General features: G+C 70.5%; 14 protein-coding genes. 11 read left to right on the top strand and 3 right to left on the bottom strand.

Annotated elements, in window-relative coordinates; translation table 11 throughout:
- The first annotated feature begins 184 nt into the window (after positions 1–184).
- Positions 185–418, top strand: a complete 234-nt coding sequence (locus MMF94_RS12845; RefSeq protein ID WP_241036600.1) for a hypothetical protein — start codon at positions 185–187, stop codon at positions 416–418.
- 22 nt (positions 419–440) lie between these two features.
- Positions 441–1,325, top strand: coding sequence for an aminoglycoside phosphotransferase family protein (locus tag MMF94_RS12850; RefSeq protein ID WP_241036601.1), 885 nt, complete (start codon positions 441–443; stop codon positions 1,323–1,325).
- A 30-nt stretch (positions 1,326–1,355) separates the two neighbouring features.
- Here MMF94_RS12850 and MMF94_RS43340 read toward each other — a convergent pair whose 3' ends face one another.
- Positions 1,356–1,901 (bottom strand): TetR family transcriptional regulator, encoded by a 546-nt coding sequence (locus MMF94_RS43340; protein WP_277398716.1) that lies wholly within the window; start codon positions 1,899–1,901, stop codon positions 1,356–1,358.
- A gap of 145 nt (positions 1,902–2,046) precedes the next feature.
- Between MMF94_RS43340 and MMF94_RS12865 the strand changes: the two genes are divergently transcribed.
- Positions 2,047–3,588: an MFS transporter gene (locus tag MMF94_RS12865; RefSeq protein ID WP_241036602.1), complete on the top strand. Its 1,542-nt coding sequence runs from the start codon at positions 2,047–2,049 to the stop codon at positions 3,586–3,588.
- A gap of 20 nt (positions 3,589–3,608) precedes the next feature.
- On the opposite strand, the gene MMF94_RS12870 is transcribed toward MMF94_RS12865, so the two are convergent.
- Positions 3,609–4,058, bottom strand: a complete 450-nt coding sequence (locus tag MMF94_RS12870) for a hypothetical protein (protein ID WP_241036603.1) — start codon at positions 4,056–4,058, stop codon at positions 3,609–3,611.
- 433 nt (positions 4,059–4,491) lie between these two features.
- On the opposite strand from MMF94_RS12870, the gene MMF94_RS12875 reads away from it, so the two are divergent.
- The 4 genes from MMF94_RS12875 (at position 4,492) to MMF94_RS12890 (ending at position 10,498) form a co-directional block, all read left to right on the top strand.
- On the top strand, positions 4,492–6,318 hold the full coding sequence (locus MMF94_RS12875) for a phosphoenolpyruvate carboxykinase (GTP) (RefSeq protein WP_241036604.1): 1,827 nt from the start codon (positions 4,492–4,494) through the stop codon (positions 6,316–6,318).
- Positions 6,319–6,460: 142 nt separating this feature from the next.
- Positions 6,461–6,703: a DUF3311 domain-containing protein gene (locus MMF94_RS12880; protein WP_241036605.1), complete on the top strand. Its 243-nt coding sequence runs from the start codon at positions 6,461–6,463 to the stop codon at positions 6,701–6,703.
- Entirely contained in the window at positions 6,703–8,358 is a 1,656-nt protein-coding gene (mctP, locus tag MMF94_RS12885; protein ID WP_241036779.1) for a monocarboxylate uptake permease MctP, read from the top strand. The genes MMF94_RS12880 and mctP overlap by 1 nt, the downstream gene beginning before the upstream one ends.
- 262 nt (positions 8,359–8,620) lie before the next feature.
- Positions 8,621–10,498 (top strand): hypothetical protein, encoded by a 1,878-nt coding sequence (locus tag MMF94_RS12890; RefSeq protein WP_241036606.1) that lies wholly within the window; start codon positions 8,621–8,623, stop codon positions 10,496–10,498.
- 34 nt (positions 10,499–10,532) lie between these two features.
- On the opposite strand, the gene MMF94_RS12895 is transcribed toward MMF94_RS12890, so the two are convergent.
- The gene (locus MMF94_RS12895) at positions 10,533–10,838 is read right to left on the bottom strand and encodes a DUF3024 domain-containing protein (protein ID WP_241036607.1); all 306 of its coding nucleotides are present in this window, start codon (positions 10,836–10,838) and stop codon (positions 10,533–10,535) included.
- A 40-nt stretch (positions 10,839–10,878) separates the two neighbouring features.
- Here MMF94_RS12895 and MMF94_RS12900 point away from each other — a divergent pair, with 40 nt between their 5' ends.
- The 4 genes from MMF94_RS12900 (at position 10,879) to MMF94_RS12915 (ending at position 13,817) form a co-directional block, all read left to right on the top strand.
- Positions 10,879–11,466, top strand: a complete 588-nt coding sequence (locus MMF94_RS12900; RefSeq protein WP_241036608.1) for a peroxidase-related enzyme — start codon at positions 10,879–10,881, stop codon at positions 11,464–11,466.
- A 265-nt stretch (positions 11,467–11,731) separates the two neighbouring features.
- The gene (locus tag MMF94_RS12905; protein WP_241036609.1) at positions 11,732–12,838 is read left to right on the top strand and encodes a glycosyltransferase; all 1,107 of its coding nucleotides are present in this window, start codon (positions 11,732–11,734) and stop codon (positions 12,836–12,838) included.
- Positions 12,817–13,314 (top strand): acyltransferase, encoded by a 498-nt coding sequence (locus tag MMF94_RS12910; RefSeq protein WP_241036610.1) that lies wholly within the window; start codon positions 12,817–12,819, stop codon positions 13,312–13,314. Before MMF94_RS12905 ends, MMF94_RS12910 begins: the two co-directional genes overlap by 22 nt.
- Positions 13,311–13,817: a class I SAM-dependent methyltransferase gene (locus MMF94_RS12915; RefSeq protein ID WP_241036611.1), complete on the top strand. Its 507-nt coding sequence runs from the start codon at positions 13,311–13,313 to the stop codon at positions 13,815–13,817. Before MMF94_RS12910 ends, MMF94_RS12915 begins: the two co-directional genes overlap by 4 nt.
- Positions 13,818–13,826 lie beyond the last annotated feature (9 nt).

The raw sequence follows: 13,826 nt of genomic DNA on the forward strand, positions 1-13,826 counted from the left end.
CCGACGGGCGACCGGGGGGCGCTCCACGGGGTGGCCCTTCGAACCTGCGGGGGCTGGATGCCGTTGACTTAGAGGTGCGCCGAGGTCGTCGCTTTGTCATTGCTGCAAGGGGGGCCGTCGGATGTCTTTCGAGGTGGTGAGCGTGTACACGCTGCTCGTCGGGGATGCTGGAGGCCCTCCGACAGTGAGTGTGCACACCACGGCCGACGACGCGTGGCGGGCACTGGACGCCGAGGTGCGCAGGCGGTGCCGGATGCGCCCACGGCCGCGGCGGCGGATGGACGCCGAGGCGGCCACCCGGCTCGCCGACGCCTGGCGGGCCGGCGAGCCCGATTCACGGTTCTGGAACGTGGCCGTGCACCGGCTGCCGGTCCCGTTGCCCGAGATCGCGCGCGCTGCGGTTCCCGCATCACGGTGACGCACCGGCAGGATGAGGCCTCGTGGCCTCGTTCTCGCTGCCGGTCAGGCTCGTCGACGCGGTGCGAAGCGATGGCACCGCGGAGCGCAGCGGCTGGCTCGCCCGGCTTCCCGCCACCGTGCAGGGCCTGGCGGATCGCTGGTCGTTGACGCTCGGCCCGCCCTTTCAGCCCGGCGGTGTCAACTCGTGGGTGGCTCCGGCGCGGGACCGGGCCGGACGCGATCTCGTCATCAAGGTCGCCTGGCGCCACGCCGAGGGCGAGCACGAGGCCGCCGGACTACGTGTGTGGGCCGGGCGCGGCGCCGTGCACCTGCACGACGTACACGTCGACTCGACCACGATCGCGCTGCTGCTGGAGCGCTGCCGGCCCGGCGGCGCGCTGGAGTTCGCGCGGTCCGGGCCGGAGCAGGACGAGATCGTTGCGGGGTTGCTCCGTGGGCTCTGGAGCGAGCCGCCCGCAGGGCATCCGTTCCGCTCGCTCGTGCAGATGTGCGACGACTGGGCCGACGAGTTCGAGACGTCACTGGCCGCGGAGCCGGATGCGCTGGACCCGGGCCTGGCCCGCGCCGGAACGGCGCTGTTCCGGGAGCTGCCCCGCGCGGCGGGAACACAGAGGTTGCTGGTCACGGACCTGCATGCGGGGAACATCCTGGCTGCCCGCCGGGAGCCCTGGCTGGTGGTGGACCCGAAGCCGCACGTCGGCGATCCCGCCTACGACGTGCTCCAACACATGCTGAACTGCCGCGAGCGGCTCGTGGCCGATCCGCGCGGTCTGGCGCGCCGGATGGCCGGGCTCGCAGGCCTCGACGCCGAACGTGTGCAGCGGTGGCTGTTCGCCCGCGCGGTGCAGGAGTGCCTGGAGTGGCGGTGGCTGCTCCCGGTGGTCACTGACCTCGCGCCGGCCTGATCACCGGACCGATCCGGGCGGTCGTCCTGGTCAGCCGTTGCCGGCGGCGAGGCAGCGGCGCAACCGCTCCAGCAGATCCTCCACACCCAGCCCGGGCGGTAACGGGGTGCCGGTGAGCGTGCGCAGGTAGAGCCCGTCTCCCACCAGCTGGGCCAGCCATGCGAGCAACGGGTCGTCGAGCTCGTCGCGCAGGGCTGCGTAGGCGTCGGCGTCCACCGCGGCCAACGTGTCGCGGGCGGCATGGCCGGAGACGGTGTTGTCGGCGAGCCTCAGGACGGCGAGGTAGGTGCGCGTCATGCCGCCCTGCACGCCGCCTCCGGGTGCGGACGTGCGCACGTAGTACGCCACCGCACCGTCAGGGGCGGTGCGGATGGCCTGCGCGTCGGCCGCGCTGCGCTCGCGCAGCCGGTCGAGGAGCCCGGCGGCGAGCGCGTCCTTCGACGCGAAGTGGTACAGCAGCCCGCCCTTGGACACCGCGGCCGCCGCAGCCACGGCGTCGAGCGTGACGGCTGCGGCGCCGTGCTCGATCAGCAACGTCTCGTACGCGTCCAGCACGCGGTCGCGGGCCCTCGCCATCGACCGAGTGTAGAGGCGGGGTGGTCTTGGCCACGTCGCCCACGTCAAGGGAACAACCAGCGGAACTGTACCGTCTAGACGGTATATTAACGCGTAGCCCCCCGATCATCGCGCCCCACTGACGGGCCCTTCCCCAGAGGACCACGTGACTGTTCTTGCCCCCGCCCGCCTTCCACTCGCCCCGGCCCGTGCAGGTCAGCGCGCGTGGGTCGGCCTGGCCGTCCTGCTCCTGCCCACCCTGCTGGTGTCCCTCGACAACACGGTGCTGGGCTTCGCCCTGCCTGCGATCAGCGCTGCGCTGACCCCGTCGGCGCCGCAGCTGCTGTGGCTCGTCGACATCTATCCCTTGGTGCTCGCGGGTCTGCTGGTCACGATGGGCACGCTCGGCGACAGGATCGGGCACCGCCGGATGCTCATGCTCGGCGTCGCGGGGTTCGGCAGTGTCTCGGTGGTGGCTGCGTTCGCACCCGGCGCCATGTATCTCGTCGGAGCCCGCGCTCTGCTCGGGTTCTTCGGCGCCATGCTGATGCCGGCCTCGCTCGCCCTGCTCCGGGAGCTGTTCACCGACCGGGCGGAGCGGCGGCTGGCCGTCGCGATCTGGGCCACCGGCTTCGCCGCAGGCGCGGCGCTCGGCCCGATCCTGGGTGGGGTGCTGCTCCAGCACTTCTGGTGGGGCGCGGTGTTCCTCGTGAACGTGCCGCCGATGCTGCTGCTGCTCGGGCTCGCCGGCCTGATGCTGCCCGAGTCCAGGGCACAGGCCCCCGGACGGCTCGACCTGCTGGGCGTGCTGCTGTCGCTGCTGACCATGGTGCCCGCCGTGCTGGCGATCACGCTCCTCACCGATGAGGGCTTCAGCGCGACGATGCTGCTCTTCCTCGCGGTCGGCGTGGGGTCGGGGATCCTGTTCGTGCGGCGGGCCCGCGCGCGGCTGGCGGTGGGCGAGGAGCCGTTGCTCGACGTCTCGCTGTTCGCGTCGCCCGTGCTGCGGGCGTCCGCGCTGGCCAACGCGACCACGATGTTCGCCCTGACCGGCCTGCTCTTCTTCGCCGCTCAGTTCCTGCTGCTCGTGCGCGGACTCTCGCCGATCGACGCCGGGCTGGTGCTGCTGCCCGGGTTCCTCGTGACGATCATCGCGGGGCTGCTGGCAGCGCGACTGGGCCGCGTCTTCCCGCTGCGCGTGCTCGTGCCGACCGGGCTCGGGCTCGCCGCGATCGGGTTCCTGCTGTGCACCCTCCTCGGCGGCCCCACGTCCGTCGGCCTGCTGGTCGTGGCGTCCGTGCTGATCGGAGGCGGGATCGGGCTCTCGGAGACGATCACGAATGACGCGATCCTCTCGGCGGCCCCTCCGGAGCGCGCAGGCTCGGCGTCCGCGGTGTCGGAGACGGCCTACGAGATCGGGGCCGTGCTCGGCACCGCCGTGCTCGGTGGCGTGCTCACGGCCGTGTACCGCGCGGTCGTGCAGGTGCCCTTCGGCGCCTCACCGGCCGACGCGCACGCGGCAGGGGAGACCCTCGGTGGTGCAGTGGCCACGGCGGCGAGGCTCCCCGGCGCCGAAGGCGTCGCGCTGCTGGCGTCGGCGCGTGCGGCGTTCGTGACGGCGATCGACGTCACGGCGCTGGTCGGGGCGGGCACGCTCGTGGCAGTGGCGCTGGTCGTGCTGCTCGGCCTGCGCAACCGGATGCGCTGAGGGAACCGGCCGCCCGGGTGTCACTGACTCGGCGTTGCGGGGGGCGCAGGCGGGGCCTGCGCAGCGGTGCCCTGTGCCGGGGTGGAGCCCATGCTCCGCTCGGCCAGCCGTTCCTGGACGTGCTCGGAGATCTGGTCGGCCCGGCGCCGCTCCCGGACCCGGATGAGGACCAGCATCGAGACGCCGTACGCGATGCCGAGCACCAGCAGCACCACGCCGAGCCGCGCAACCAGCGTCTGGAACGGATCGTCGTTGCCGACGATGTTCACGACGGAGATGATCGCCAGCACGCCGAGCGTGATGAGGTGGAACAGCACCGAGAGCAGCAGGTTGACCGAGCGGGTGACCTTCTCGTCCTGGAAGACCTCTTGCAGGAACGGCTCACCGGCCGTCACCAGTAGCCGGCCGACGCCGAACGTCAGGGCGATCGACACTACGAGCAGGGTGATGTACATGCCGGTGTCGGTCATCGGGTCCTCCCCCTCGGACGGTGACCGGAACCTTACGCGGAGTACGCAGGCCCGACCACCGGAAGCGTGCCACGAAGATGGAGTGCCCAGAGGCCGTTCAGGTGATGCGGAGCACGGCAAACTGGGGGATGTGGCGGTCGTCTCGATGATCGTCGGGGTGACCGGCGAAAGCAGTCACGCCCTGTCGACAACTCACTGGTCACCAGGGTGCAACACAGACGTAGCCCATTACCGCTGGAAAGCGTTTCCTGGTCATCTGAATCGATTACATGATCGGTCCTGTGAGTCAATCGACAGCTGCCAGCGGTGGGGGAAACCGGACACCGGCGGTACCGTCACTTTCTATCTTTGACCTGCACACCCGGCCGAGCAACGGATCGGGTGCGCGCAGCATTCCCGGGGACCGGGCGTCCCGGCGAGGAGCGAGGAAAACATGACAGCGATGACCGTGTCAGGGATCGACGAAGCGCCGACCGAGAACGCGCGCCTGCTGTCGTGGGTACGTGAGGTCGCCGAACTCACCAACCCGGACCGCGTCGTCTGGTGCGACGGCTCGGACGAGGAGTGGGACCGCATGACCACGCGCCTCGTCGAGGCCGGGACGTTCGTGAAGCTCAACGAGGAGAAGAAACCGAACTCCTACTGGGCCGCGTCCGACCCGGATGACGTGGCCCGTGTCGAGGAGCGCACCTTCATCTGCTCGGCCCGCGAGGTCGACGCCGGTCCTACCAACAACTGGATGGACCCGGCCGAGATGAAGGCCACGATGACCGAGCTCTACCGCGGTTGCATGCGCGGTCGAACGATGTACGTCATCCCGTTCTGCATGGGTCCCCTCGACGCCGATGAGCCGTTCCTCGGTGTGGAGATCACCGACTCCGAGTACGTCGTGGTCTCGATGCGCATCATGACGCGCATGGGTAGCGCAGTGCTGCCGCTGTTCGACGGCCCGGCGGGCGACAAGTTCGTTCCGGCGCTGCACTCAGTGGGTGCGCCTCTCGGGCCCGGTCAGAAGGACGTTGCGTGGCCGTGTAACGAGACCAAGTACATCACCCACTTCCCGGAGACCCGTGAGATCTGGAGCTACGGCTCCGGGTACGGCGGTAACGCGCTGCTGGGCAAGAAGTGCTACGCGCTGCGGATCGCTTCGGTCATGGCCCGTGACGAGGGCTGGATGGCCGAGCACATGCTGATCCTCAAGCTGATCAGCCCCGAGGAGAAGGCCTACTACATCGCGGCGGCTTTCCCGTCGGCATGCGGAAAGACGAACCTCGCGATGCTGCAGCCGACCGTGCCCGGGTGGCGTGCCGAGACCGTCGGCGACGACATCGCATGGATGCGTTTCGGCGAGGACGGCCGCCTCTACGCGGTGAACCCCGAGTTCGGATTCTTCGGTGTGGCGCCCGGCACCAACTGGAAGACCAACCCCAACGCGATGCGCACCATCGAGAAGGGGAACTCGCTGTTCACCAACGTCGCCCGCACCGATGACGGAGACGTCTGGTGGGAGGGTCTCGAGGGTGAGCCGCAGCACCTGACGTCGTGGCTCGGCGAGGACTGGACGCCCGACTCCGACAAGCCGGCCGCGCACCCGAACTCCCGGTACACCACGCCGATCTCGCAGTGCCCCGTCGTTGCACCGGAGTGGCAGGACCCGAAGGGCGTGCCGATCTCGGCCATCCTGTTCGGTGGCCGTCGCAAGACCACCGTCCCGCTCGTCACGGAGGCGCGTGACTGGCAGCACGGCACGTTCATGGGCGCCACGATGTCGAGCGAGAAGACCGCAGCCGCCAAGGGCGGTCTCGGCCAGGTCCGCCGCGACCCGATGGCGATGCTGCCGTTCCTCGGCTACAACGTCGGCAACTACTTCCAGCACTGGGTGAACATCGGCAAGGGCGCCGACGCCGACAAGCTGCCGCGGATCTTCTACGTCAACTGGTTCCGGCGCGGCGAGGACGGCCAGTTCCTGTGGCCGGGCTTCGGGGAGAACTCCCGCGTCCTCAAGTGGGCGATCGAGCGCATCACCGGCACTGCTGCGGCCACCGAGACGGCGATCGGCTACGTGCCCACCGCCGACCAGCTCGACCTCGAGGGTCTCGACGCCCCGCTCGCCGACATCGAGGCGGCGCTGGCCGTCGACCCCGAGGACTGGAAGGCCGAGATCCCGCTCATCGAGGAGTGGTTCGAGGTGATCGGGGACAAGCTCCCCAGCTCGATGCGTGACGAGCTCGAGGCCCTGAAGCTGCGCCTGGGCATGTGAGGACCCCGGCGGGCCGCAGGGTTGTGAGTATCGCCATGCGGCCTGCCGGATCAGGCACTCATACGATCGCGGGATCTGCGATCGGGGGGTTTGTGTGCCTATTTCGAGAGACTCGAAAATCAATAGCGGCGGTTTGTACGGTTTGCGCTGGAACGCCTGGAACCTCTTGTTCGTGGTGCCGTTCCTGATCCTGGTCACGCCGTGGATCAACAGGGTGGAGCCGCGGTTTCTCGGGTTGCCGTTCTTCTACTGGATCCAGCTGGCCTGGGTGCCGGTGAGCGTGGCGATGGTCGCGATCGTGCATGTGCGCACCCGCGGCGGCCGTGCACCGAGCGTCCCGGCCGCGAATGACGTTGATGCGCTGGATGCGGGGTCCGGCCGGTGATCCGGGTGCCCGAACTGATCGTGTTCGCGGTGCTGTTCGTGGCGGTGTCGGCGCTGGGGTTCGTCGCCGCCGGGTGGCGGCGCGGGCCGACGCTGGATCATCTGGAGGAATGGGGGCTGGGCGGTCGCCGGTTCGGCTCCTGGATCACCTGGTTCCTCATCGGCGGTGACCTCTACACCGCCTACACCTTCGTCGCGGTGCCCGCGTTGCTGTTCGGCGCCGGCGCCGCCGGGTTCTTCGCGCTCCCGTACGCGGTGATCGCCTACCCGCTCGTGTTCCTGCCGCTGCTGCGGATGTGGTCGGTGTCGCGGGTCAACGGCTACCTCACCCCGGCCGACTTCGTCCGCGGCCGCTACTCCAGCCCGCTGCTGGCCCTGCTGGTGGCCATCACCGGGCTGGTCGCGACGATGCCCTACATCGCGCTGCAACTGGCCGGGCTGGAAGCGGTGCTGCGCACGATGGGCCTCAACGCAGGCGGGCTGCTCGGGCACCTGCCGCTGCTGGTGGCGTTCCTGATCCTGGCCGCCTACACCTACCAGTCCGGGCTGCGTGCCCCTGCCCTCATCGCCTTCGTCAAGGACATCCTGATCTACATCGTGGTGCTGGTCGCCGTGGTCTACCTGCCGCTGCGGCTGGGCGGCTGGGCGGCCGTCTTCGACGCCGCCGACGCCAAGTTCACCGCCACCCCCAGCACCGCCGACGGGATCGTCCTGGGCGCGAACAACCAACTTCAGTACGTCACCCTCGCGCTCGGCTCCGCGCTGGCCCTGTTCCTCTACCCCCACGCCATGACCGGGGTGCTGGCCTCCCGCGGCCGCGACGTGATCCGCCGCAACATGGTCGCCCTGCCCGCCTACTCGTTCGTGCTGGGCCTGATCATGCTGCTGGGCTTCGTCGCGATCGCCGCCCACGTGCAGCCCATTACCAACGCCGCCACCGGCCGCCCCGACACCAACACCATCATCCCGATGCTGTTCGCCGACCAGTTCGGCCCCGTGTTCGCCGGCGTGGCCTTCGCCGCGATCGGCGTCGGTGCCCTGGTGCCCGCCGCGATCATGTCCATCGCCGCGGCGAACCTGTGGACCCGCAACATCTACAAGGAATTCCTGCGCCCCGACGCCACTCCCCACCAGGAGGCCAAGCAGGCCAAGCTCGCGTCGCTCGTGGTCAAGGTCGGTGCCGTGCTGTGCATCGTGCTCATCGACCCGCAGTTCTCCGTCGACCTGCAACTCATCGGCGGCGTGATCATCCTGCAGACCCTGCCCGCGGTCGCGATCGCGCTCTACACCCGCTGGCTGCACCGCTGGGCACTGATCACCGGCTGGGTCATCGGCATGGCCTACGCCCTCTACCTGCTCTGGATCATTCCCAACCCGGCCACCGGCAGCGCCCACTTCGGCGGCTCCGCCCTCCCGCTCGACCGGCTGCCGGTGTTCGGCTGGCACCCCTTCGCAGGCTCGCAGCTGCAGATCTTCGTCGGGTTCGTCGCCCTGGCCGTCAACGTCGTCGTCTCCGTCGTGGCGACGCTCGTGCTGCGGGCCGCCCAGGTCCCCGAAGGCGAGGACCGCACCACCGACGCCGACTACCACGCCGATGCCGACTCCGACGATCTCCCGCAGCTGGTGCCGGCACCGGCTGCAATGGCCGGCCGATGAACACCGGGAGGCTGCCCGTCGGCGGGTCATGACCGTTCGGCCGCGAAAATCGGCCGCTCCTCGGCCGCCGGAGCGGACAGGGCGCCACTTACCGGACGCCCGACATATTTCACTCATCCGGGTGACCGAACACCGCCCGGGGTGAACCGTTCGGTTGCCAACCGATTGCTCCGCGTGCCCCGTGAGGTGCAACATCCCTCACGGCGCTCGCGATACGAGGGGTGACCGTCGCTGCTCGGCGCCGGCAGTCGGAGGTGACCACGTGCTGGATGTCGGACCGGCGAACCAGAACGGCGAGGATCACGACCTCGCCGTCTTCGTCGATCGCCTGGCCGCAGCGGGGTCGGATCCGGCCACTGCGTCGGCCAAGCAGCAGATCCGCCGATCCATCGCGGCGGGCGAGCCCCCGCCCGGGCTGCGCAGGCTCGCCGAGGCACTCGCGGCGTCCGTCGGGGAGCTTCCACCCCCGCAGCGCCACCCCGCGGAGGATTCGCGGTCGATCGTCGCGGCGATGCGGGACAACACCCTCGTGGTGCTCGAGGAGTTCGACCCCGCTGCCGTGGCGGGTGCCGTCGCGGCCCTGCTCGCCGACGGCAGGCGCGTGGTCGTCACGGCCACCGACGCCGGCGAGCTCGGAGCGGTTCGCACTGCGATGCCTGCGGATGCCGCGGCGCGGGCTCTCGACGGTCTACCCCCGCTCACCCCGGCCGAGCTGCGCGAGCTACGCAGGTTGCTGGCCACCTCCACCCCGGAGCGACGCGCCCGGGCCGGTCAGGAGCTCCCGGCCGACGGGCTGCTGCCCGCGCCGCACGAGGTCGCGGCGCTGTGTGCGCAGGCCGACTGGAACAACTCCGTGAGCAACCGGGCGTCCATGGTCCCCGCGCTGCTGTCGAACCTCGACCCCGAGCGGCGCAACGCCGTCACGTCGGTGGCCCGCTGCGTGAGCCGCTCGCTCGGTGCCCTGCCGCCCCGCACCGAGCACACCTGGATGCGGGGGCTGCTGTCGCATCTCATCTACGGCCAGAACCGCGCGCCGTTCGACCGGATGCTGGAGGACACCGCCCAGGCCGTCGCGGTCCTGGATCGGGCCCGCTACCTGCCGCCCGTGTCCTTCTCCGCCACGCCGCCGCCCGGTGCGCTGGATGTACTGCGCCGGTACCGGGAGTACCTCGAGTCCGGAGGCCGGGCCCGCTCCTACTTCCGCAACTCGGTGCAGCGGGAGGTGCGGGCCATCCTTGCGCCGGCCCGCGTGGGCCCACGTGCCCCGGAGACCGCCGACGACGTCCAGCGCGTCATCGAGCACCTCGAACTCGGGGAACGGCGTCATCGCATCCACCTCGGGTGCATGGAGCTGGGCCTGCCCACGCCACGCAACGAGAGCGAGCTGTCCGAGCTGGCCGAGGGGCTGGTGAAGGTCGCGGCGGCGGCCCGCTCGGTCGGGGCCCTGCGCCACGACGTGCTGTTTCTCGCGCCCGACTCGCCGCTGTCGGTGCCCGACGTCGAGAGCGCCGAGGAGATCGCCGGCGCGATCCTCGAGTACGCCGACCACGGCGGCGCCATCATGGCCGAGCGCCGCCTGGACTCCATCGCAGGCGAGCTGACCGCCCGGGGCGGTGCCGACCAGCCACCCGAGTACGACCACGCCGTCGTCGCATTGCGCAAGCGCGACGCCAACGCGTACGCCGCAGCCTTCGACGCCCTCGCGGGAGCACGCCGCGACGTGCACGACGAGAACCTCCAGGCGACGCTGCTCCAGCGGCTGGGCGCCGGTGCGCCGGAGCTCGCCGAGGCCTGGACGGCGCTGGCCCAAAAGGACCCTGCGGCGCTCGGCGTGGCCTCGTTCGTTCCGGTGGAGGCGCTGCTGGCGGCTGTCCCGCCGGCCGACAGCGCCGATGTCGTGCTGGTGCTGGACGCGTCCGAGCTCGGGGTCGAGCGGTTGCTGCTCACGGCGATAGCCCCCCGGATGGTCGCGGTGGTCGCACCGGACGATCAGCCGAGCGACACTCCCTCGCTGCTCAGCGTGCTGCGGCGGGCGTCAGCACTGGTGATCCGCCGCGAGAGCAAGGGCGGCGGAGGCCGGGTCGTCCCCCTGAACGGCGGGAACCGCAAGACGGCTCCGGCCAGTTGGGCCGCGACCTGAGTCCGACCGTCGGCCGCAACGGCGCTGCCCGTGCTCAGCCGCGCACCTGTTCCAGGAGTCCGATCGGGTCGTCGCCCGCCGTCTCGCGTTGCCAGCCGTCAGCGATCGGCCGATAGAGCACCCAGCCGCCGGGCTCCTCGTCGCTGCGGCGCAGCAGGGCGATCGGCGTGGCCGACCAGGCGGCGGAGAGCTCGGGGTAGGCGGGTGGTCGACGATCGAGGATCGTGATCTCGTCGCCCTGGATCGTGTAGCCGATCTGCCACTGCTCACGCTCGGCCTCGGGCACACGGTCGGCGCACCAATGGGACAGGAGGGTGCGGATCTCCTCGGACACGGGCATGAGCGCATCGTGGCGCTTCCGGGGGCTACCGTCGAGAGCTATGGATGCTGCGCCGCACCCCGTGAGCCGGTTCGGCCACGTCGAGCTCGAGGACATGCCCGCCGACCTGCGCCGACGCATCGAGGTGATCACCGAGAAGTCGGGCTTCGTCCCGAACGTCTTCCGGGCGCTCGCCCGCAGACCGGCCGAGCTTCGCGCGTTCCTCGACTACCACGATGCCCTGATGGACTCCGACGAGGGCCTGAGCAGGGCGGAGCGGGAGCTGGTGGTGGTGGCCACCTCGGGTGCCAACCACTGCACCTACTGCGTGGTCGCGCACGGCGCCATCCTGCGGGTGCGTGCGAAGGACGCGGAGATCGCCGACCGGGTGGCCACGAACCCCTGGGGGGTGGAGCTGAGCCCGCGGGAACGCGCCATCGTGGACCTGGCGCTGCTGATCGCCACCGACTCCGCATCGCTCACCGACGCCGAGCTCGACGACGCCCGGATGGCGGGCCTCTCCGAGGACGAGATCTGGGACGTCGGGGCGATCACGGCGTTGTTCGCGATGTCCAACCGGCTGGCCCATCTCACGGCCCTTCGACCGAACCCCGAGTTCTACCTCATGGGCAGGCTTCCGAGATCCTAGTGCCGAGGAAACGAGGTCGTCTTACCCGCCTCCGACGACAGCACAGCCCAGGCGGCGCCTCGCGGCGTTGTCGTCGGCGCCGATACAACAGCGGTATCGGCGCCTCCTCCGCCTTGCGATCGCCCGGGTGTCCCGCATGGACACTGCGCCTGGACACCGGATCCGGGCAAAAAACCCCGTTTCCGCGACACTCGAACGTCTCCGTGCAGTCTCCGTGCAACCAGCAGGTCATGCGGTGGTGATGCAACCCAGGGACGATGCGCGAATGTCGAACCTCGTCGGGAAGCGGGTGGCAATCGTCTCCTACCGCCTCGGGATGGCCGACGGCGTGTCGGTCACGGCGAGCCAGTGGGCTGCGGGTTTCCGGCGTATCGGGATGCGGGTGCGGCTGGTCGCCGGGGACGGGTGCCCCGACGTGCTCGTGCCCGGTCTCGCGCTCGACGCCGCGAAACCGCCGTCGCTGCGGTCGCTGGACCAGGCGTTGCAGGACGCCGACGTGGTCGTGGCCGACAACGTGTGCTCGCTGCCGGTGAACCAGGCCGCGGGCGAGGCGGTGGCCGAGTACCTGCGGGGCCGCCAGGCGATCCTGCGTCACCACGACCTGCCGTGGGAGCGCGAACGGTTCGCCTCGGTGACGACGTGGCCGCCGGACGACCCGTCGTGGCGTCACGTCACGGTCAACGACATGGCTCGCCTCTCCCTGGCCGACCGGCGCAGCATCTCGGCCACCACCGTCTACCACGGGTTCGACGAGGTGCCGCGACCCGAGGCGCGCGATGCCGTGCGGGCCCGGCTCGAGGTCGGTGCCGGCCCGCTGGTGCTGCAGCCGACCCGCGCGATCGCCCGCAAGAACGTCGACGTCGGGCTGGCGCTCGCCGAGTCGCTGGGTGGCACCTTCTGGCTCACCGGCCCGGCCGAGGACGGGTTCGCGGACGAGCTCGCCCGGCTCTTGCGGAGGGCCCGGATCCCCGTGCGGCGCGGGCTCCCGCCGGGTGCCGACATGGCGGCGGCCTACGCGGCGTGCGACGCCGTGGTGCTCCCGTCGTCGTGGGAGGGCTTCGGGCTACCGCTGATCGAGTCGGCGTTGCACCGAAAGCCGCTCGCGGTGGGCGACTTCCCGGTGGCCGACGAGCTCGCCGCGTTCGGGTTCCGCTGGTTCCGAGCGGCCGACCCCGAGCCGCTGCGCGCCTGGTTGGCCGACCCCGACCTGTCGCTGCTCGATCACAACGAGGCCGTCGCAAGCAAGCACTTCGGGCTCGACGCGCTCTCCACGAGACTCGAGCTGCTGCTGTCCGGTGCGCCCGTGTGCCACCATTCCGACACCGACGAGGATGCCGGAGGGCAAATCGCATGCGACTGCTTGACCGCCTGATCGCCCGCGCCCTGCGCGGTCCGCTGGATGCACTGGTTGCGGAACAGGTGGCCCGACAGGTCCAGGAACTGAAGCTGGACGCCCTGTACTCCTACCGCTGGCACGGCGACCGCTCGCGGTTGCACATCCCGGACACCGCCGTGGTCAACAACGCGCTGTTCAACATGTCCGGAGGCACGATCACGATCGGCGAGTACGCCTTCTTCGGCCACGACGTCGCGGTCCTCACCGGCACCCACGACATCGAGCAGTTCGGCCGCGCCAGGCAGTTGGCCTTCCCCAAGTCCGGCCGCGACGTGGTGATCGGTGAGGGGGTCTGGCTCGCCAGCGACGTCCTCGTGCTCGGCCCGGTCACCATCGGCGAGCACGCCGTCGTTGCCGGCGGGTCGCTGGTGCGTGAGGACGTCGAGCCCTACACGGTGGTGGCAGGGCGGCCGGCCAAGGTCGTCAAGAAGATCACGCTGCCCACCACATGAGGCTGGAGATCGGCGCAGGGGAGAAGCCGCACCCCGATTACGACCTGCACGTCGACCTGCTCGCGCTCCCGGACATCGAGGTCCGCTGCGCGATCGACCGCCTGCCGTTCGCGTCGGGCTCGCTCGACGCGCTGCGCGCCAACCACGTGCTCGAGCACCAGAGCTACGAGCTCATCCCCGAGACGCTGCGGGAGTGGGCTCGCATCCTGCGCCCCGGCGCGACGATCGACATCGGCGTCCCGGACGCGCGGTTCATCGCCACTCAGTGGGTCGAGGGCGCGATCGACACCGCGGAGGCGAACTACTGGATGCTCGGCGGCCACTCCGAGCGCGAGGCCCACAAGGGTGTGGACGGACGCGGAGTCCCGCTGTGGATCTGGAACGCCCACCACACCATGTTTGACGCCGATTCGCTGCGCGCGGCCGTCGCCCCGTTCTTCGTCGTCGAGGAGCTGTTCACGTACGACATCCGCAACCTGCGTCTGTACGCGACCAAGCCCTGACGGGCACCC

The sequence above is a fragment of the Pseudonocardia alaniniphila genome (assembly GCF_022524485.1).
In the GTDB taxonomy this organism is placed as follows: Bacteria; Actinomycetota; Actinomycetes; order Mycobacteriales; family Pseudonocardiaceae; genus Pseudonocardia; species Pseudonocardia alaniniphila.

Bases quoted from the DNA above. Each gene is read 5' to 3' on its own strand.
- MMF94_RS12905 (WP_241036609.1), top strand. From the start codon at position 11,732: ATGTCGAACCTCGTCGGGAAGCGGGTGGCAATCGTCTCCTACCGCCTC.
- MMF94_RS43340 (WP_277398716.1), bottom strand. From the start codon at position 1,901: ATGGCGAGGGCCCGCGACCGCGTGCTGGACGCGTACGAGACGTTGCTG.
- MMF94_RS12900 (WP_241036608.1), top strand. From the start codon at position 10,879: ATGGATGCTGCGCCGCACCCCGTGAGCCGGTTCGGCCACGTCGAGCTC.
- MMF94_RS12910 (WP_241036610.1), top strand. From the start codon at position 12,817: ATGCGACTGCTTGACCGCCTGATCGCCCGCGCCCTGCGCGGTCCGCTG.
- MMF94_RS12895 (WP_241036607.1), bottom strand. From the start codon at position 10,838: ATGCCCGTGTCCGAGGAGATCCGCACCCTCCTGTCCCATTGGTGCGCC.
- MMF94_RS12915 (WP_241036611.1), top strand. From the start codon at position 13,311: ATGAGGCTGGAGATCGGCGCAGGGGAGAAGCCGCACCCCGATTACGAC.
- MMF94_RS12870 (WP_241036603.1), bottom strand. From the start codon at position 4,058: ATGACCGACACCGGCATGTACATCACCCTGCTCGTAGTGTCGATCGCC.
- MMF94_RS12875 (WP_241036604.1), top strand. From the start codon at position 4,492: ATGACAGCGATGACCGTGTCAGGGATCGACGAAGCGCCGACCGAGAAC.